Source organism: Paenibacillus segetis, from assembly GCF_014639155.1.
Lineage (GTDB): Bacteria > Bacillota > Bacilli > Paenibacillales > Paenibacillaceae > Fontibacillus > Fontibacillus segetis.
Map to the genome: position 1 here is coordinate 935,007 of NZ_BMFT01000001.1, position 20,148 is coordinate 955,154.

The 20,148-nt window shown below is 42.9% G+C and carries 13 protein-coding genes; 8 read left to right on the top strand and 5 right to left on the bottom strand.

Features of this window, described 5'->3' with window-relative positions; genetic code table 11:
• Nucleotides 1–25: 25 nt before the first annotated feature.
• The 3 genes from IEW05_RS04035 to IEW05_RS04045 are packed head-to-tail and all read right to left on the bottom strand — an operon-like array spanning nt 26 to nt 3,037.
• Nucleotides 26–1,132, bottom strand: coding sequence for a sensor histidine kinase (locus IEW05_RS04035; protein WP_188540716.1), 1,107 nt, complete (start codon nt 1,130–1,132; stop codon nt 26–28).
• 12 nt (nt 1,133–1,144) lie between these two features.
• Nucleotides 1,145–1,846, bottom strand: a complete 702-nt coding sequence (locus IEW05_RS04040; RefSeq protein WP_188536071.1) for a response regulator transcription factor — start codon at nt 1,844–1,846, stop codon at nt 1,145–1,147.
• Nucleotides 1,847–1,849: 3 nt separating this feature from the next.
• Nucleotides 1,850–3,037 carry an acyltransferase gene (locus IEW05_RS04045; RefSeq protein WP_188536073.1) on the bottom strand — a complete coding sequence of 396 codons (1,188 nt, stop codon included), beginning with the start codon at nt 3,035–3,037 and terminating at the stop codon, nt 1,850–1,852.
• A 256-nt stretch (nt 3,038–3,293) separates the two neighbouring features.
• Here IEW05_RS04045 and IEW05_RS04050 point away from each other — a divergent pair, with 256 nt between their 5' ends.
• From IEW05_RS04050 to IEW05_RS04085, 8 genes are all read left to right on the top strand, one after another.
• Entirely contained in the window at nt 3,294–4,316 is a 1,023-nt protein-coding gene (locus IEW05_RS04050; RefSeq protein ID WP_188536076.1) for a LacI family DNA-binding transcriptional regulator, read from the top strand.
• Nucleotides 4,317–4,491: 175 nt separating this feature from the next.
• Nucleotides 4,492–5,832, top strand: a complete 1,341-nt coding sequence (locus IEW05_RS04055) for a glycoside hydrolase family 30 protein (RefSeq protein ID WP_188536078.1) — start codon at nt 4,492–4,494, stop codon at nt 5,830–5,832.
• A 22-nt stretch (nt 5,833–5,854) separates the two neighbouring features.
• The gene (locus IEW05_RS04060) at nt 5,855–9,082 is read left to right on the top strand and encodes a cellobiose phosphorylase (protein WP_188536079.1); all 3,228 of its coding nucleotides are present in this window, start codon (nt 5,855–5,857) and stop codon (nt 9,080–9,082) included.
• Between the two features lie 239 nt (nt 9,083–9,321).
• Entirely contained in the window at nt 9,322–10,260 is a 939-nt protein-coding gene (locus IEW05_RS04065) for an ABC transporter permease (RefSeq protein WP_229753412.1), read from the top strand.
• A gap of 18 nt (nt 10,261–10,278) precedes the next feature.
• A complete protein-coding gene (locus IEW05_RS04070) occupies nt 10,279–11,169 on the top strand; it encodes a carbohydrate ABC transporter permease (protein WP_188536081.1) in 891 nt (296 codons plus the stop codon).
• A 108-nt stretch (nt 11,170–11,277) separates the two neighbouring features.
• Entirely contained in the window at nt 11,278–12,963 is a 1,686-nt protein-coding gene (locus IEW05_RS04075; protein ID WP_188536082.1) for a type 2 periplasmic-binding domain-containing protein, read from the top strand.
• An 83-nt stretch (nt 12,964–13,046) separates the two neighbouring features.
• A complete protein-coding gene (locus tag IEW05_RS04080; protein WP_188536083.1) occupies nt 13,047–14,948 on the top strand; it encodes a cache domain-containing sensor histidine kinase in 1,902 nt (633 codons plus the stop codon).
• The gene (locus IEW05_RS04085) at nt 14,945–16,510 is read left to right on the top strand and encodes a response regulator transcription factor (protein ID WP_188536084.1); all 1,566 of its coding nucleotides are present in this window, start codon (nt 14,945–14,947) and stop codon (nt 16,508–16,510) included. The genes IEW05_RS04080 and IEW05_RS04085 overlap by 4 nt, the downstream gene beginning before the upstream one ends.
• A gap of 98 nt (nt 16,511–16,608) precedes the next feature.
• Here the strand turns inward: IEW05_RS04085 and IEW05_RS04090 are convergent, their stop codons facing one another.
• Both IEW05_RS04090 and IEW05_RS04095 read right to left on the bottom strand, forming a co-directional pair.
• Nucleotides 16,609–18,255 carry a response regulator transcription factor gene (locus IEW05_RS04090; protein WP_188536085.1) on the bottom strand — a complete coding sequence of 549 codons (1,647 nt, stop codon included), beginning with the start codon at nt 18,253–18,255 and terminating at the stop codon, nt 16,609–16,611.
• A 32-nt stretch (nt 18,256–18,287) separates the two neighbouring features.
• A complete protein-coding gene (locus IEW05_RS04095) occupies nt 18,288–20,021 on the bottom strand; it encodes a sensor histidine kinase (RefSeq protein ID WP_188536086.1) in 1,734 nt (577 codons plus the stop codon).
• Between the last annotated feature and the right edge of the window lie 127 nt (nt 20,022–20,148).

The following is a 20,148-nucleotide window of genomic DNA, read 5'->3' on the forward strand; positions in this document are numbered from 1 at the left end:
TAGGTTGGCTTTTTTTATCGTGTATCTATTCAGCTATAGCTGGAAAGGAAGTCTCGAATTCTGTCTTTTTCCGTGAACTTTTGGCTGTAATACTCCCTTTATGAAGCTCCGTAATGCTCTTGGCAATGGCCAGGCCGAGTCCTGTACCGCCAGTTTCCCGTGAACGTGATGGGTCCACCCGGTAAAAACGTTTGAATAGATGAGGGATGTTTTCAGCCGGTATGGGGGGACCATAGTTTGTGCAAGTGGCAACTACTCTATCGTCTTTCCTATATACGGAAATGTCTAGAATCTTACCTTCCTTGCCGTACCTAACGGCATTGGTGAACAAGTTCTCATATAACCGAACCAGCTCGTCCGCATCCCCTTGTACTAACAAAGACCCCTCGTTAATATGGATTCGATACGACATATCGGCTTGCTCCAGAACGGGGACAAACTCCTCTGCGAGTTGTTCGAGTAGTTTTCCCAGATCAACTGGCTGAAGATCAAGTGGTAATTCGCTACCGGATACCCTTGTATACTCGAATAGATCATCAATTAGTTTTTTTAGTGTCAGCGATTTTTCATAAGCAATATTCACATAATAACGTAGCTCGATCTCGTTATCATAGCGGTCTTGCTCTATATACTCAAGAAATCCAAGCACAGACGTAAGCGGCGTTCGGAGGTCGTGGGAAACTCCGGTGATAAGCTCGTTTTTTGCTTTAGCTGCCGCCCGTTCCTCCTGTAATGCTGACTCTAGCTTGTCGGCCATTGCATTTATATTTACTGCCAATGTCCCCAGTTCATCTGTACGCGAAACGGGGATATGATAGGATAGATTCCCGTCTGATATCGTCTGCACACCAGTAGAGATGCTATGCAGATCACTCATGGTATCACGGGATATGATCAGAGTGAAGAGAATAAATAAAGGCACGCCAACAATGATCATGATTGGAGTCGAGCCGATATTGTTGATGACCCAGCGGATTAACGTCACTCCCCAAAAAGACTGCGAAGGATTGAGCCATAGGAGCATCGATGTGAAATAATAGCCGATCATAAGAACTAGGGCGGTGAACCCTAGGCTTGCGAGACTGAACCATGCCATTTTCCAAGATAGTGTATTGAAACGTCTGTTATTCAACATGGCTTCTCTTTATCCCTCTTTATCAATTTTGTACCCGACTCCCCAGACTGTCTTCAAATACCTCGGTTTTCTTGGGTTAGCTTCGATTTTTTCGCGAATCTTACGTATGTGAACCATAAGTGTGTTGTTACTCTCGAGAAATTGTTCTTTCCAAACCTTGGCATAGATCTGCTCCATACTTATCACTTGACCCGCATTTCGGGCAAGAAACTCCAAAATAGCAAATTCTCTAGGAGTTAATTTAACCTGCTGTCCATCCACGCTAACCTCATGTGTTGCGGAATTGATTAACAGTCCATCAATCAGGATTTCATCCTGTTTTGCAGCTAGATCTCCCATATAATTTCGTGTTCTGCGAAGTTGTGATTTAATTCGCGCTACAAGCTCCAGGGGACTAAAAGGCTTGGTCACATAATCGTCAGCTCCTACACTAAGTCCAGTGATTTTATCAAGTTCTTGTCCTTTGGCTGATAGCATAATAATTGGGAATTTTTGAGTTTCTCTAATCTTGATGCAGGCTTCTATGCCATCCATATTGGGCATCATAATATCAAGTACCATGAGATCGATGGTTTCTTTGCTAACAATTTCAAGCGCTTCAAGTCCATCACGGGCAGTTAACAGTCGATAACCTTCGTTCTCAAGATAGATTTGCATCAGTTTAACAATTTCGGCTTCATCGTCTACTAGGAGCAGCGTACCGTTGTCCATTCATTAAATTTCCTTTCTTGCTATATAAGCTGAGCTGTTATTTGTGATTAGCTTCTTTTTTAGTTTTGGTAAATTTCCGAAAATCATCCATGCATAAGGCAAATAGCGTGCTGCTAACCCGACCACAATCCAGGAACAGCCTAATGCCACGATGAATCCGCCGATATACCATAGGTGCAGAACCCAAGCAGTGCTTATCGCCGGAGATAACTGCCGGTATAGTAGTAGAAAAAAAGGATGAATCAGATATACACCAAACGAGAGTGAGCCGAGTCGATTTAACGGGCGGCATAACAGTGATAACTTGTTCTTACGAAGTAACATACTAGCAGCATGCATGAGGACGGGAAGACTTGTGAACGCAAAAATACTGTAGAGCAGGTCATATGCGAGCGAATTAAAGGAATGTCCATAGAGCCGACTTTGGTACCACAAAATGGAGTGAGAAACTCCTGAACATAGCCACACTGCCCATATTCCTCGTAATAGCATTCCAACGCCTGTTTCTCTCACGCCATTTTTCGAAATCATGTTATTGAACTTCTCTTTGATCATTGGATAGTACATGCCTAACCATGCGCCTAACATGTAATAAGAGAAATAAGTGAAGCACCAGCTACCTCTACTTGTTACATGGAACTGATATTTGTTGCCCAGTATAAATAACCATTGGATGACGATCCCTGCTACAATGGCCCATTTTCTTGATTTTGGGTAACGCTTGAACAATAGCAATAGGAAAGGAAACAGCAGATAGAACTGCACATTGATGAACACAAAATAGAGATGGGTATATGCCTTTCCTGTGAGTAGTTTATTTATAAAGTTTGAGATCATCTCAGCATTAAGCGTAGAACCCGCTATCACTTGAGTGAGCGAAAAATAAAACAATGAGAATAGGAAGTAGGGGAGCAGAATGTACAGCAATCTTTTTTTATAAAATCCTACGATTAGCTCTCTATTTAATGGCCGGTCACTATAGTTGTAGAAGAGAACAAAAGCGCTCATCGCGATAAAAGTTGGGGTCCCGAATTTCATAAAGATATTAAAGAAATTATAAAGAATAAAATAACCAGAGCCTGTTAATTGTACTGTTGCATACGAAGTAGCATGAACTGTAATTACCCCTAGAATACAAATAGCTCTGACGATATTGAGCTCAGGAACTCTTTCCTTTTTGATCGTAGTCATGTTTGCTTTCTTCCTTTCAAATCAGGTATATCTCTATTTAAAAGGAAAATTATTAACAATAATGATCTATATAAGTGAAGGAAAGCTTATCTTTTTCTTAAGAAATATTAAGAATTAAATTCATATCATATAAATTGTCACGGGTAGTATCGATTGAAGACGATAAGTTATATTTTTAGCTGGACTGGTTTGTAGAAAGAGGTTAAAATTACAGTGGACAAAATGGTCTTCATTTTAAGGGCAAGGGGGAGCCGGATTGATAACTATATATGATATTGCTAAAAAAACCGGTTACTCACCTACAACTGTGTCCAAGGCGTTCAATAACTATTCCGATGTACGTGAGAAGACCCGCCAAGAGATATTCAGAACAGCCAGAGAAATGGGATATGTACCCAATGCTCATGCGCGTACGCTAACCACTAAGAAATCGTGGACCATCGGTGTGTTGTTCATTGAGAGTACGGGAGTCGGAATCAGACACCCTTTTTTCAGTGCCGTCATTGAGAGCTTCAAACAGGTTGCTGTTGCCAAAGGTTATGCTTTGATGTTTATCTCCAAGGATGTAGCGGGTAAACAGAGCGGATATTTGGAAAATTGCAAAATCCGTGGTGTTGATGGTGTCGTAGTCTTTTTATCGGATTATGGAGATCCTTACTTCCAGGAACTTCTGGACAGTGATATTCCTACCGTCATTTTGGACTATGAGACAACCCAATCGCATACGGTGTGTTCTGACAACACAGCAGGTGCACTCTTGGCGATAGAATATCTGGAATCCCTCGGTCACAGTAAGATTGCTCACATTTCTGGAGGTATGAACACGTATCCAGGAATGATGCGTCAACTGGGGTATGAGGCAGCAATGAAGCAACGAGGACTTGAAATAAGGGACTCTTATGTCGTTGAAGGTGCATATTACTCTCTTGAGAGTGGCTATGGAGCAATGATGGAGCTGCTTCAATTGCCGGAACGGCCGACAGCAATATTTGCGTCAGGTGACTTGCTAGCATTAGGTGCTATTATGGCAGCTAAAGACAGTGGACTTTCCGTTCCAAATGATATCTCTGTCTTAGGATTTGATGATATCGACCTCGCAAAGTATGTTACACCCGCTTTAACGACAATACGGCAGGACACGGCTTTATTAGGAAGTCGTGCAGCAGACATTCTCTTTGCCACCATCGATAGAGATCGAGATGACATTGAAGCATTGGTGCTCCCTGTAGAAGTAGTTGAAAGGGATTCCTGTGCGCCTCCGGCGAGAGGGATATCATGAATATTCCTCATTTTTTGAACAATGCGCTTAGTTTGTAGTTTTTTTTTGAAACAATCGAAACCGGTTTCGATTGTTTCAACTAGAACGATTCCTTGTGTGAGTGGCTGTGTAGTTTGAGCAAATTGAATGCGCCCCAAAGTGATGTTCCAATCAATCTTAAGGAGATGAATTTGAAATGCCAACAGTACAAACCGTAGTAACTGCTAAGAACACGGACGAACGATTAAGTCCAAAGAACGGAATTGTATTTAAGGTAAGGGATGGGAATAATCCAGCTGATGTAGAACTGAGACCAGAGCGAGGGTATCAGACTATGATTGGTTTTGGAGGCGCATTCACTGAATCTGCGGCGTATACGTTGTCGCGAATGAGCCCAGCGAAACGAGCGGAGGTCATTCATCGTTATTTTCACCCTGTAGAGGGACTCGGTTACAGCATGGGGCGCGTGCATATTCATAGCTGCGATTTTTCCTTAGGAAACTATTCCTATGTTGAAGACAACGATACGGAATTAGCTACATTTGATATTTCTCATGAGTATAAGTGGGTGATGCCACTTATTAAGGACGCCATGAAAGTAAGAGGTGGAGAATTGACGATGCTGGCTTCTCCGTGGAGCCCTCCTGCATGGATGAAGACCAACGGTGAGATGAATAATGGTGGATCACTAAGACCAGAATATGGGGATGTCTGGGCACGTTATTACACCAAGTTCATTGAAGCATACCGTAAGGAAGGAATACCAATCTGGGCAGTTTCGGTTCAGAATGAGCCAGCCGCAGTTCAGACATGGGACTCTTGTATATACAGCGCAGAAGAAGAACGCGATTTTGTGAAGAATCATCTCGGTCCAGTGATGCACCAAGCAGGCCTGGAAGATGTGAACATCATCATCTGGGATCACAACCGCGATATTATGGTGGAACGCGCATCGGTCGTGTTATCTGATCCTGAGGCAGCGAAATATGTTTGGGGGACGGGCATTCACTGGTATGTCAGCGAGGATTTTGAGAATGTAGGTAAGGTTCATGACCTCTTCCCTGATAAGCATTTGTTGTTCACTGAGGGCTGTCAAGAAGGCGGCGTGAAGCTGGGCGAATGGTTTACAGGTGAACGCTACGGACGAAATATGATAGGCGATCTGAATCAATGGACGGAAGGTTATCTGGATTGGAATCTTGTACTCGATGAGACAGGAGGTCCAAATCATGTAGGTAATCTATGCGATGCACCGATTATTGCAGACACGACTACGGATGAGGTTCATTACAATAGCTCTTACTATTATATTGGTCATTTCAGTAAATTTATTGCTCCCGGTGCAGTACGTATCGGCTTAGAATCCGAAAATTCAGGCATTCTGTCCACTGCATTCCGGAATCCAGACGGAAGTATTGCTGTTGTACTGATGAATGAAAGTGAGGAAGATCGCAGTGTCACTCTAGGCTTGGGAGAACAAATTGCTTCCTGCCAGCTGACAGCGCATTCTATCGTAACGCATCTTATTTCTGAATAAAACAACATGAGGAGGAATTGACATGAGTAACTATTATTTTGAATCGGGCAAGTTTGTGATTGAACAATTTGACAAAGGGAAGCCATTCTCAAGCTTTCTTCCAGGGCTCGCTGGTCTAAAAGGCATACCGATGTGGTCCTTTTATGTAAACCGAGGTCAGGGGATTGCTAGTTTCGGTGTTCGCGATAAGAATTCTCCGATCATGGAATTCTCACCGGCTAACATTTCTTATAAAAATGTAGCAGAAACGGGTTTTCGGACTTTTATTAAGATCAAGGGTGAACAGGAAATCTATGAACCTTTTCAATCCGCGCGTCCTGATCAGGCGGCTAAGCGGATCATGACGATTCTACCGAACGGGCTTACGATTGAAGAAAGTCATGCTGTACATGGTTTGAAGACGACAGTTCACTATTTCATTTTGCCGAATGAGGATTATGCAGCTCTCGTTCGTCGGGTGAAGATTGAGAATATCGGTGACAAAGAGATCGATCTGGAACTGCTGGATGGCCTACCAGAGATTCTACCTTACGGGGTAGAGAATAGTGGCTACAAGGATATCGGTAATCTTTTGCGCAGCTGGATGGATGTATACAATGTCGAAAATGGCATTCCGTTCTACAAGTTACGTTCAAGTACAAGTGACGAGGCGGAGGTTAGTGAAATTACTAACGGTCATTTCTATCTATCATTTACAGGCGAGGGTGAAAAAATCTCACCGATCGTCGATTTTGAGGTGGTTTTTGGAGGTAACACATCCCTTGTCTACCCTGATCGATTTGCTGAGACAACGCTTGCTGATCTCGCAGAGCTGCCGCAATATCCAGTGAATAAAGTACCTTGCGGATTTAGCGGTGTAGCAAGAAACCTAGCTCCGGGTAAAGAATTAATCGTGAATACGTTGATCGGGCATGTCAACGACATCGACAAAATCAATAAGAAATCAGAGGCTGTATGCCGTGATGAATATATAACTCTCAAGGCTCAGGAAGCTGCAGACCTGACGGAGGAGTTGACAGCAGACATTGCCACTCACACCTCATCAGAAATATTTGATGCTTACTGTAAGCAGTCCTATCTCGATAATTTCCTCCGTGGAGGATACCCGTTCATTTTTGATAACGGGGGAGACGGATATGTTGTTCACTTGTATTCTCGTAAGCATGGCGACTTGGAGCGAGACTATAACTTCTTCTCACTAGCTCCAGAATACTATTCTCAGGGCAACGGGAATTTCCGTGATATGAATCAGAATCGACGGAATGATGTGTTTTTTAACCCGAAAGTTGGCAGTTTCAATATCAAAATGTTTTATAGCTTGATTCAAGCTGACGGATATAATCCGCTGAGTGTACAAGGAACAAGCTTTGAGGTTATGCCAGAGCATAAGGACAAGTTGAAGAACTGGATTACTGAAGGGGCTGTAGATCATCACGATGAACTTGCGAAGTTATGCAGCAGACGCTTTACGGCTGGTGGGTTGATCAACTACATCGCTGATCATGATGTCACACTTCAAATGAGCGAACAGGAATTTTTGTCTGGCGTATTGTCCTTGTCTAAGCAGAACATTGAAGCGACCTTTGGTGAAGGGTTCTGGTCTGACCACTGGACGTACAATATGGATCTGGTTGAGGGTTATCTGGAAATATTCCCTGACAAGAAGCATGAGCTTCTCTTTGGAGATGAGACATATGCCTTCTATGATAGTCCGGCATATGTTTTGCCTCGCAGTGAGAAATATGTTATTAGCCAAGGCAAGGTACGGCAATATGGTGCGCTCTTGGAAGATGAAGAGAAGCTGCACAAGTTGAACCGGAAAGCAGGAAATACAGAATGGCTTCGTACTGAAGGTGGCTATGGCAGTATTTATTACAGTAATCTGTTCGTGAAAATGGTGTCGTTAGCGTTGAACAAGTTTGCTACCTTGGATCCTTACGGTATGGGTGTTGAGATGGAAGGGAACAAGCCGGGCTGGAACGATGCTATGAACGGCTTGCCAGGATTATTTGGTTCCGGAATGAGCGAGACTTTCGAATTGAAGCGGATGGTTGTCTTCTTGTTAGAAGCTCTAAAAGATTCAGAAACCGAAGATGCGACTGTGAAGCTGCCTGAGGAAATGGTGCAGTTGCTAAATCAAGTATACGACCATGTAACCTCAGCATTAGCAGGTGATCTTGCACAGTTCCGTTACTGGGATATGGTGGCTTCTGCGAGGGAGGGCTATCGCGCAAGTATTCGTTTTGGCATCACAGGGAATCAATCTGAGGTGACACTAGCGTATATCCGCGAGGCATTCTCCCAGTTCCTTGTCAAAATCGATGAAGGAATAAAGAAAGCGGTAGAGCTGGGCAACGGAATTGCTCCTACTTATTTTCGCTTTGAAGCAACACGCTTCCAGCCAGTGACTGATGCAGCTGGTCATCCAGTGATCAGTGGCTATGGTCTGCCGAAAGCTATCGTAGAAGAGTTTGAAGTCTTTGCATTACCTTATTTCCTGGAAGGACCAACTCGTTGGTTGAAGACGTTAAAAGATCCTGTACAGGCGAAGAAGATTTACAACACGATCAAAACGACGGGGCTCTACGATCCCACAACGTCAATGTATCAAACGTCCAGCAGTCTCGAAGGAGAGTCACCTGAAATCGGACGGATGCGCGCTTTCACACCAGGTTGGCTAGAACGGGAATCGAACTTCCTGCATATGTCCTACAAATATTTACTTGAGTTGTTGAAATCAGGGCTCTATGAAGAATTTTACGGAGAGATGAAGACTTCACTCGTTCCATTCCTTGACCCAGCTGTTTATGGACGTAGTACTTTAGAGAATTCTTCGTTTATTGCTACCGGGGGCAATCCGGATCCTGGGACTCACGGAAGAGGTTTTGTCGCTAGACTCAGCGGGTCAACTGCGGAATTCCTCAGTATGTGGAGAACGATGATGGCTGGAAAATCGGTGTTCACTGTAGTGGACGAAGAGTTAACGTTATCCTTGGCGCCGATTCTACCTGGTTGGTTATTTGATGAACAAGGAAAAGTCTCATTTACCTTCCTTGGTGGTACTGAAGTGACGTATCATAACCCGCGGCGAGTCGATACCTTCGGAGCAGAAGGAGCAGTAATTCGGAGCCTGAAGCTTGTATACCGTGATGGAACGGCAGTAGGAAGTTCTGGAGGGCTGCTACGTGGTGAAGCTGCTGAAGCTCTACGTCGTGGAGAGATTGCTTCAATCGAAGCTGAACTGGAGTAAATTGTTAGGGTAAATGGCAGTGAGGAGGAGTTTGGCATTATGGGTCACGGTCGTATGTAGAGCGTGACCCGAAAAATGGTGCCTACCATACGAAATATGAAGCCTTACGGGCGTAGGTGAAAGCTCATACAATAAATGTATAGATGATGTATACGCTTTTATGAGCTGACAGAAAGAGCATGGAGGTCCATACGATGGAAAACAAAAGAAGCCCCGAAGTGGGGACGAGTTTAACACCAATGCTGCCTATGAACGTAAAATCCTCCTCACGTCGTTCACTCTGGAGAAGATTTATTGCCCAACGACATTTGCAAGTGATGGCACTACTAGGTGTAGCTTGGATGATAATTTTCAATTACATTCCGATGTATGGAATTATCATTGCTTTTAAGGAATTCAATATTGTCAAAGCCATTTCGGAAGCACCGTGGGTGGGACTTACTCACTTTAAGGAGTTTCTGCAAGACGACAATCTTCCAAATGTGATTAGAAATACGCTAGGTATCAGTTTGATTAAGCTGTGTATCGGTTTTCCACTGCCGATCATATTCGCACTTTTTCTTAATGAAGTTCGTTCCGTAAGGTACAAAAAGGCGATTCAGACGATTTCGTACTTACCACACTTTCTCTCATGGGTAGTACTTGGTGGGATATTGGCTACATGGCTTGCTGATGTAGGTATTATCAACCACATCCTGCAAGCGCTTCATCTCATCGATGAGCCGATTTCCTATCTAGCCGAACCAAAGTACTTCTGGACCATCATTATATCCTCGGATATTTGGAAGGAACTTGGTTGGTCTGCGATCATCTATCTGGCTGCGATATCTGGGGTATCACCAGATATGTATGAAGCGGCAACGATTGACGGTGCAGGACGGTTTCAGAAAATGTGGTATGTTACCCTACCAGCGATCAAATCTACCATTAGCATTCTCTTTATTCTCGCAGTCAGTGGTGTATTGAGTTCTAATTTCGATCAGATTCTGGTGCTACGTAACTCATTAAATGATAGTGCTAGTAATGTCATTGACTACTATGTCTACCAAACAGGTATTCTATCAGGCCGGTTCTCTTATTCTGCCGCTGTTGGTCTGATCAAATCAGTTATCACCCTTATTTTGCTGCTTATTGCTAACAAAGTATCTCAAAAAATTAATGACACATCGCTGTTTTAGGATAAGGGGGACCTATACATGTTTGCTATAAAGCGCAAAACAAAGGGAGAAGCTATATTTGATATCATCAACAATTTCGGTATGTTATGCATTTGTTTCTTAACTCTATACCCGATCTGGTACGTACTGGTTAACGCCTTTAATAATGGTAACGACGCAATGCTAGGAGGAATCTATTGGTGGCCACGAATGTTTACCTTGGAGAACTTTAAGGCGGTCTTCGCTAGTCCCGGCATTATGCAAGCCATGTGGATTACAGTTGCCAAGACAGCAATCGGTACGGTTGCCCATGTATTATTTACAGCAATGGTAGCCTATGCTTATTCTCGTAAAGGACTAATCGGCGGTAAATTTTACATTTTACTAGGTACAATCACTATGATCTTTAGTGGAGGGCTCATTCCAGGCTTTCTACTCATTAGAAATTTGCATATGCTAGATAATTTCCTGGTATACATTATTCCGTTTATGTTTAGCTTTTTCGACCTCATCATATTCATGACCTTCTTCCGTGAAATCCCTGAGGGTTTGGAGGAGGCGGCTCGGATCGATGGCGCAAATGATTGGTCTATCTTTCTAAGAGTCGTGCTACCCGTGTCAATGCCTGTTATAGCTACCATTGCGTTGTTCCACGGCGTATTTCAATGGAATGATTATTTTACAGGTATGATTTACATCAACAATGAGAATCTGCAACCAATTCAAACCTATCTGTTCCGTGTTGTGGCGCAGTCTAGTTCCAATCAGATGATGGTTGCTGTTCAGGGTAGTGCCATTAACAGAACAGTAACATCACAGTCGATCAAGCTGGCCACTATGGTGGTCACAACGCTCCCAATTGTATTCGTATATCCGTTCCTGCAACGATATTTTGTCAAAGGAATGATGATTGGATCGATCAAGGGTTGATTTGGAAAATAGGTTGTTATGCAGATCAAGGTAGCTCCTCCAGCCGTATAAGGCGGTCCTGGAGTTATAACTTATATATTAATCATTCTAAGAAGAGGGGTAAGAAGAATGGGTAGAAACAGCAAGCCGATGAAGACATTGATGATGTTATTGGCAGTAATCATGGTATTGTCATTAGCTGCATGCGGCGGGAATAGCAAGACTAACGAAGGAAAGGCAAACGATGGAAAGTCATCAAATACGGCAGCTAATGCAGAGCCAACTGCAGCAGCACCGTCGGCTGATGAGCCAGGTTGGAAATCTGACACTTCGCCGATCACATTTGATTGGTACCTGAATTTCGCTTGGTTTCCAAATAAATGGGGCGTTGATCCGACCTCCCAATATATTACCAAAAAAACCGGCGTTGATATTAACTTCATCGTTCCTGCAGGTAACGAAAATGAGAAGTTGAACACCCTGATCGCTTCAGGTAAGTTGCCTGACTTCATTACACTTGGATTTTGGGAAGATGCCGTCAAGAAAATGATCGAAGGAGATCTTGTACTTCCGCTCAATAAGTTGGCTGAAGAATATGATCCATACTTCTTCAAAGTATCTGATGCCGACAAATTGGGTTGGAATACACAAGATGACGGCAATGTTTACGCTTATCCTAACTCTTCCTCTTCTCCAGCCGATTATAAGAAATATGGAGAAAATTATGTCTCGAACCAAACCTTCGTTGTCCGCAAGGATATCTACGAAGCTATCGGTAGCCCTGATATGCGTACTCCGGAAGGATTCCTGAATGCGCTGAAGGCAGCAAAAGAGAAGTTCCCTGAAATCAATGGTCAGCCAATGATTCCACTTGGTCTGCATGAATTTACCGCAACCGGTAACGATTCATTAGAAGGATATATTCAAAACTTCCTAGCGATCCCGCGTGAAAAAGATGGTAAACTATATAACCGTGAGACGGATCCAGAATATATTCGCTGGATGAAGACACTTCGTCAGGCTAACCAGGATGGATTACTTGCTAAGGATATCTTTATCGATAAACGTCCGCAAATGGAAGAAAAGATTACTCAAGGTCGCTATTTCGCTATGTTGTACCAACGTACTGACTTTGCGGCACAACTTGGCACACTATATCAGCAAGATCCGAATAAAATTTATATCGCTGTGGACGGACCAGCTAACGCAAACCTTGATGCACCACGCTTGAACGGCCCTGGTATTTCTGGCTGGACAGTAACCCTCATTTCTAAAGATGTAAAAGACAAAGCACGTGCTATCAAGTTCCTTAGTTACTTGAACAGTGAAGAAGGCAATAAAGACCTGTTCCTAGGTGAAAAAGGCGTTAGCTATGACACTATAGATGGAAAAGATCAATTTAAGCCGGAAGTGTTTGAGTTGATGAATAAGGACCGTTCGGCGTTCGACAAGCAGTATGGCTCTTCCTTTACCTTCTGGATGCTGCAAAACACAAATATCACGGATCAATGGGCACCTAAATCAGTAGAGCCTTTCAAACAGCTTGAAGACTGGACGAGAGGAAAAGCGCACAGTAACTCGGAGTTCGATCAAATTGATCCTTTAGGCAACTCTCCTGAAGGAATTATCGGTTCAAAAATTAAAGAACTACGCGGCAAAACCTTCCCTAAGCTGTTGATGGCGTCTTCTGATGCGGAATTTGATAAACTTTGGAACGAGTATATTAACAAACAAAATGATCTAGGTCTCGATAAGTTCCAAGCTTACCAACAAGCTGAATATGAGAAGAACAAGAAGAAGCTTGGTATGGAATAAAATATGCTTTCTCAAAACGCCCGCCACCCGCGGGCTTTTGGGCTATCTATCAAATAGAATTACAGCGAGGTGGACATTACAGCGTGGAACCGAGCAAGCGTACAGTAGCTATATGGGATTCGTTCACCTATTGGTGGGGGCGCCGCTCACTGCAGAGCCGTCTAATCGCCGCATATATTTTTATTATTCTGGGACCCTGTTTGGCGGTGTCCTTTTATTCGTACAAAGCTATTAATAACACCTATATTCGAAATGCTATCGACAAGAACGACTATTTGCTTCAAATGGAGAAGTTGCATATTAATACCCAGATTGAAGCAATGGAGCGGGCAGCGCAAATGGCTTATTCGAACAAGGAAGTTAAGAATTATTTGATGAATGAAAGCGAACCTCAGCTCGGAGAGTTAGTTGATTTCAATACGAATGCTTATATTAATATGATGCAGATTCAGTTTAATAATCCTAATATTGAACATTTACAGGTGTATTCTAATAATAAGTATGTACATGAAATTTGGCCGATCTTTTACAGTGAAGAGCGGGTGATCAATGAACCTTGGTATCAAGAGGCGATGAATCTGATGGGGCCGGAACTATGGTCATTCCAAATGAGTGATCCCGATCTTATGCAGCGTTATGTGGACCAAAGCACAGTAAATAAACCAAAGGTCTCTTTGCTTCGTGAGATCAATATTCCTGCAGGTAATCATATCGGGATGATTCAGGTGGATATGATGTTGGATCGGTTTACGCCGAAGACATATACGAAAATACGAGATGGTCAGTCGCAAATGTTCCTGATTGATGACAAGTTCCAGTTGTTTACACGATCAGATTATTCATTCCTGCACGAGAACGGGGAAATGGCTCAAGCGATCACGGACCGCCTTCAGTTATATCGAAAGACAGGGGAATGGAATATTAACTACAAAGAAAATGGTAAATCTTTTCTCCTCATCAATACGCCTCTAGATGGGATGGATGCTAATCTGCTCAATGTAGTGTCCATGGAAAATGTAATGAAGGATATCTCACGTACACGCAATTTAATTATCGGGCTTAATATAGGTTTTATTGTGTTAGTAACCCTGATTGCTTATGTAATGAATGCATTTATACTTCAAAATTTACGGCGTTTGACCGATGCTATGAAGAAGGTACGGAGAGGCGAGTCGTACAAAGTGATAACCATCCGTGGTGGGGGGGAGGTCGGTGAGCTGGCGCATCATTTCTCTAAGCTGATGAACACGATAAATAAACTAGTAGCGCAAGCAGTTCAAAAAGAGGTGCTCTCAAAGGAAGCCGAGTTACATACCCTGCATAATCAAATAGATACACATTTTCTATACAACACGTTAGAGAACATAAAAATGCTGGCGGAAATGGAGAATCAACAGACAATCTCCGATGCGTTAACCTCACTCGGTGGGATGATGCGTTACAATTTCAAATGGTCCAGCGAGTATGTGAAGCTACGAGACGAAATTCGCCATATTGAGAACTACATCGAAGTCATGAATATACGTTTTGAATATCCTGTGGAGCTCGCGATCCAGATAGAATCGACATATTTGGAAGTAGAAGTATTGAAAATGTCACTGCAACCCATTGTAGAGAATAGTGTCAAACATGCATGGACCGAAGGAGAAGAGGAGCTTACGAATCGGATCATCCAGATTGAAATCTCGGAAGCTGAAGGAGACATCTATATTGAGATTACTGATAACGGTGCGGGAATTGACCCGCTGAAGCTATCCACTTTAAATGAGTCCATCTATTCCGAGGTACCGCCACCATCTGACTTTTCTGGTTCGCGCGGTGGTGTCGTTAGAGCTGGTGGAATCGGGCTGCGAAATGTAAATCAACGCCTGAAACTATTCTATGGGGAAGCATATGGCCTAAGAATACGAAGTGAGGTTGGGAGAGGGACAACCGTATCTATGACCTTGCCAAGAGTACTTTTGACAGGAGAACAACAACGATGACCAAACTGCTAATTGTAGATGATGAGAAGAATATCCGTAACGGTCTCAAAATTATGATCGAGCGGGAGTACCCTTCGAAATATACCATTTTCATGGCTGGAAATGGTGCTGAAGCGTTGAACCTGTTCCGATCGGATCCGGTTGATATTATTATTACAGATATCCGAATGCCAGTAATGGATGGAATGGAGTTTCTAGAGCAATTGTCTTCCGAAACGGGCAGTGGTATTGGACCAGAAATTGTAATATTAAGTGGTTTTGATGATTTCCACTATGCCCAAAGTGCAATCCGCTATCGTGTTAAGGATTATCTACTCAAACCGATTCGTCGGGATGAATTGTTTAAGATTCTAGAGGAAATTAACAAGGAAAGATTAGAGAAAGAATCTAACATCCACAAGACGGAACAGGAAACAGAAGCCCTGCTCAGAATGATTCGTACGAGTCGTTTGAAGGACCTATTGATACAGGATGAGATACATCTGGAGCCTGAACATAGGGATGAATTGAAGGGATTTGAGGTACCATTCACTATAGGTGTATTGAATTATCATTGTAGTGATGGAACGCGAGTTAAGTCGGGGGAACTACAATCTATTGTTGAATGTATTACCGGGCCACTTGAGAAGAAATTTACAGAAGTGATAATAGATTGGGATGGGAAATTAGTATTGTTCGGAAGTAGTAGGAAGTGTTTCATAGAACTTTCACAATGTGCTGAACAAAAGGGTTTAACTGGGCTAACCCTAGGGGTTAGCAGTGAAGGTCAGAGTATGTATGATATACGTGATTGTTATAAGGAAGCCTGTCGGGCGCTACAATATACCCTTCTGTATTCTCGGGCTAACTGTATTGAATATAATGATGTTAAGCAGGGGCGTCTTAACTTCCCTTCACCTGATGAGGAGCTTCGTAAGTTGCTTAATATGCTGGGAACAGAACGAGACAAGGAAATGAAGCTTTTACTAGCTGTTATATTTCAAATCGAGCACTTAAAAGAACTAGATCTATCTTATCTTGAGGCAGTAAGTCGAAGCATGAATGAGAAAGTACTAGATGAGGTGTTTCGAGTTCATGGAGAAGCCTCTATAGAAGTACTTAAGCTATATCGTCAAGTAGGTAGTATTTATAATTTTCTTAATTTCCACGATTATTATCGAGCGCTTGAGCATTTATTAATAAGTGTTAATGATTTTATTCTAGGGATACGATCAGCCCATACTGAGCATGCAGATTTAAAAGATGCCGTGGAATATATTGAAGCTAACTACCAACGTCCTATTAATATGGCAATGGTTAGCAACCATGTGTCTTTGAATTATTCTTATTTCAGTGAGGCATTTAAGGCATATATAGGCGAGAGCTTTGTTTTATATTTGAAAAAAGTACGCATCCGTCATGCGAAAGAGCTGTTGACTGAAAATCGCTGTAAAGTTGCTGAGGTTTCAGAGGCGGTTGGATTCGAGAACAGCAAACAGTTTGCACGAGTTTTTAAAGAGTTGGAAGGGATCTCTCCCGGTGAGTTCAGAGCGAAGAAGTTACAACAGTTCCAGCGAGAATAATGGCTAATCTCATATGCACTCATATAAAAGGAAAGCTGGCGCTACTAGGCGTCAGCTTTCTTTTTATATGAGTGTGTGTCGTCTGGAACCAAATTAGCTTATAATCCCAACTTATTTCGATATTCTTGTGGAGTTACGCCATAATACTTCTTGAATAGTTGGATAAAGTAACTTGGTTTTTGATAGCCTAGCATAACAGATATTTCATAGATTTTCTCCGGCGACTGCGATAGTAAAGTGGAAGCCTTCTCCATACGGACGCTTAGGATATATTCACTGATCCCTTCTCCGGTCTCTAGCTTGTAAATCTTAGAGAGGTAGGAGGGGTTAAGATAGATATTGGATGATATGGTTTGTAAAGAGGCCGTGTCAATATTGGCTACGATGTACTCTTGCACCTTGCGGATAATGTTTGAACGGGAATCAGTTTTGACATCACTGACCGATCGACGGTAACTGGCAATAACACGTTCTGTCCAGCTGCGTAGATCTTCAACCGTTTGTAATGGTTGTCCATTTGCTACTGCGTAGAAATCGTCTCCGATCGTGTCAGCCAGCCATTTCTTTGAACGGTGAATTAGCGAAGCAATGGAGGAGGCTATCACAAAATAGGTTTCAAGTATATGTTCCTGGGAGCCAGACCATTCCTCCTCCAATTCATGAAAGATTGCTGCAAGTTTCAAGTCGACTGCTTCCCATTGTCCGATCTCAAGCATGGAAGCGAGAGTTGGCATACGGTAGAGCTCGCCTAACTGTTGCATCTCACCACGATCTCGTTTCTTGGCAAGAGAAACGAATAATTCGGTATCATTCCCTATGAAATGTCGAAAGTCACCCAAAGATGATTGGTACATAGAGCCAATGTCTTGGGGAAATTGTCCGCTTTTGCTCGTCAGTACGGAGATACCTATTTTTAGATATGTTTTGGCAGCATGTTGAAGCTGGATTGCTTGTTTCTCGATCCAGTCGTCAAGTTCTTCCTCGTGTTCTTGGGGAATGTTAAGAGTCTCTTGTAAAGGAGAATAAAGTGATAGTATGCAGACGATGATGCCATGAGAGTCCTTGCAATGCCAAAGAGTCATTCGATCACCGAACAATTCAGCAGCCATGTTAGTTAGAGCATATTCAATGAGCGCTTCTCCAGCAGTATCGTACGAGCCATCGAAATTATCGATTCGTAATAGCATCATTCGGAATGAATCAGCGTTGTTGATTTGCACCTCATACATGTCAAGTTTCTTTACAAGTGAATTGGAATCAGGGGCCTGTTTCCCTGAAATTAGATCGAGTAGTAAGTACTCTCTAAGCTTTGGTAGTTGTTCACGCAAGGCATACATTGCTTTTTGCGTGGAAGAGATTTCTTGCCACTCCTTCTCAAGATCACTTAAAGCACGGCTTACGGAGTCCATCAATTCCTGATCCTCAACAGGCTTAAGTAAATAATCATACGATTTTAACTGCAATGCCTGTTTGGTATATTCGAAATCATCATAACCGGTCAGCAGAATGCACTTAATATGTCTCCAATTGCGTTTTATCTCCGAGATTAATTCCAAACCTGACATGCCAGGCATCCGGATATCCGTAACAACAATGGAGATAGAATGCTCATACAGCAGCTCAAGCGCTTCACGTCCAGAGTAGGCTTTATGAACGATGTCGATTCCAATTTCATGCCATGGCAGCATTTCAGCTAAATCGTCTGCTAGTACGGTTTGATCGTCAATAATTAGAAGTTGATGCATGATGATGTCCCTCCTAGATAGATAAGACCTGTCTACAAATCATTGTCAGAGTCCTTAAATTTTGGCCAGTAGAGCTGAGCCTCAACCCCACCTTCCTTTCGCCTTAAAATGCGGAGTCCCGCATTCGTCCCAAATTGCAGTTGCATTCTTTGTCTTGTATTCCATAAGGCACAACCCTTGTCATCCGTTGGAGGCATCACAATCTCTCTCTGCAAGGCAACGAGTTGTTCTTCTGTTAAACCAATGCCATCGTCTTCGACGGAAATAATATTATATTCATCATCACTACTAGCGATGATACGAATCGTTCCACCCCCAACGGGTTCAATACCGTGAAGGGCAGCGTTTTCTACCAGCGGCTGGAGAATAAGACGCGGCAGTTCAAGCTGAGCAAATTGCTCTGGGACATCGATTTCATATGTAAGGTCCTGTATCTGTATCGCTTGAATTGCTAGATAGCTATTGACTAAATCAAGCTCTTCCCGAAGTTCAGCTAGCTGGCGCTCGGAGCGGGTTGTATATCGATAATATTTACTTAGATGCATCGACAATTGCATGACGGTTTCTTTCTCACCGAGCCTAGTCAGACTGCGGATGAGCGAAAAGCAGTTATATAAAAAGTGCGGGTTGATTTGGGATTGTAGCTGTTTAAGCTTGGCATCCCGAGAGGTAATCTGCTCCATGTAGACGTTCTGAATAAGTTGCTCGATTTGCTTTGCCATGTCATTAAAGCTGACAAGTAAAAAGTGGAATTCGTTATTTGGATGTAAGACATTGACATTCGAGTAGTCACCTCGCTTCATCCTGTGGACGCCGCGAATGAGTTCACGAATCGGTACCTGAACATTGATGTATAAGAAGTAAGCAGCAATCGTACTGCCGATGAGCAGGAAAACAATCAAACTGTAGAATAGGTAGCTATTCGCCGTAATCGGCCGCACTACGTTCTGGATCGGTAAGTAATCAACGAGATATAGTCCTAGCCTTGGCATCCATACGCAGCTTACAGCATATTCGCTACCAGAGAGTGAAAAACGTGAAAATGTCATTTGTGTTAACGCTTGCATGTCTAGTTTGTTGACTAGTTCGGTTTGTAGTTTATTATCGGCGTTTATAGCGTTGATGACATGATGGTCAGGAGTGATAAAGAAAGGATCACCTTTGCCACCTTCTTTGAAGCGATCGAGCGCTTTGATCAAATCCGTGGCAGGAAAGCTTACTTCCACTATTAGTGTAGCTTTGTCCAGCGAGGAGTTAAATGGTTCTGTGATGTAACGGACAAAACGCGGTTGGTTGCGAAAACTGGAATGCACATCTTCTGTATATCGCCAAGCTCGTGAAAAATTGCGACGGATAAGCTCTTTATCATATTGCACTGAGATGTTGGAGGTTACAAAGGTATTGGTACCTGGTGCATAAATGCTAAGCGTCGTATCCCAAGTTGAGGAGGCAATCATTAGCCTGAGCTTGTCCTCAATGCGCATTTTCTCGGTAGTTTGCTCGTACAGTGTCGCGATATCAATGAACTCGAGCACCCTTACATCGAGATCCTCACTAAGAATGAGACCACTGTTGGATAACTGTGCGGCTGTATTATCTGTCTGGGCCGCAAAGTAAGTAAGATCCTTATACATCGACTTCTCAACTTCATCTGAAACCACACTTAGACTGGTCTGATTGGAGAACCAGTAGAGTACGATGATCGGAATCAGCAATATTAGAATTAGCCCGACAATCTTAGTAAAGGTATTTAGACGTATGTTCATGAACACGTGACTCCTTCATAACAAAAATGCAGGAAACAAAAAATGAGGCATCGTTCCAAAATAATCGGCGCAGACGGCCAAAAAAGGTCATTGGTATACTTACTATTGCAGGATGATGTCGTGGATG

What these genes read in the sequence shown, in the direction of transcription:
- IEW05_RS04095 (WP_188536086.1), bottom strand. Translation starts at nt 20,021, where the DNA reads ATGAACATACGTCTAAATACCTTTACTAAGATTGTCGGGCTAATTCTA.
- IEW05_RS04065 (WP_229753412.1), top strand. Translation starts at nt 9,322, where the DNA reads ATGCTGCCTATGAACGTAAAATCCTCCTCACGTCGTTCACTCTGGAGA.
- IEW05_RS04045 (WP_188536073.1), bottom strand. Translation starts at nt 3,037, where the DNA reads ATGACTACGATCAAAAAGGAAAGAGTTCCTGAGCTCAATATCGTCAGA.
- IEW05_RS04070 (WP_188536081.1), top strand. Translation starts at nt 10,279, where the DNA reads ATGTTTGCTATAAAGCGCAAAACAAAGGGAGAAGCTATATTTGATATC.
- IEW05_RS04090 (WP_188536085.1), bottom strand. Translation starts at nt 18,255, where the DNA reads ATGCATCAACTTCTAATTATTGACGATCAAACCGTACTAGCAGACGAT.
- IEW05_RS04085 (WP_188536084.1), top strand. Translation starts at nt 14,945, where the DNA reads ATGACCAAACTGCTAATTGTAGATGATGAGAAGAATATCCGTAACGGT.
- IEW05_RS04075 (WP_188536082.1), top strand. Translation starts at nt 11,278, where the DNA reads ATGGGTAGAAACAGCAAGCCGATGAAGACATTGATGATGTTATTGGCA.
- IEW05_RS04060 (WP_188536079.1), top strand. Translation starts at nt 5,855, where the DNA reads ATGAGTAACTATTATTTTGAATCGGGCAAGTTTGTGATTGAACAATTT.
- IEW05_RS04040 (WP_188536071.1), bottom strand. Translation starts at nt 1,846, where the DNA reads ATGGACAACGGTACGCTGCTCCTAGTAGACGATGAAGCCGAAATTGTT.
- IEW05_RS04055 (WP_188536078.1), top strand. Translation starts at nt 4,492, where the DNA reads ATGCCAACAGTACAAACCGTAGTAACTGCTAAGAACACGGACGAACGA.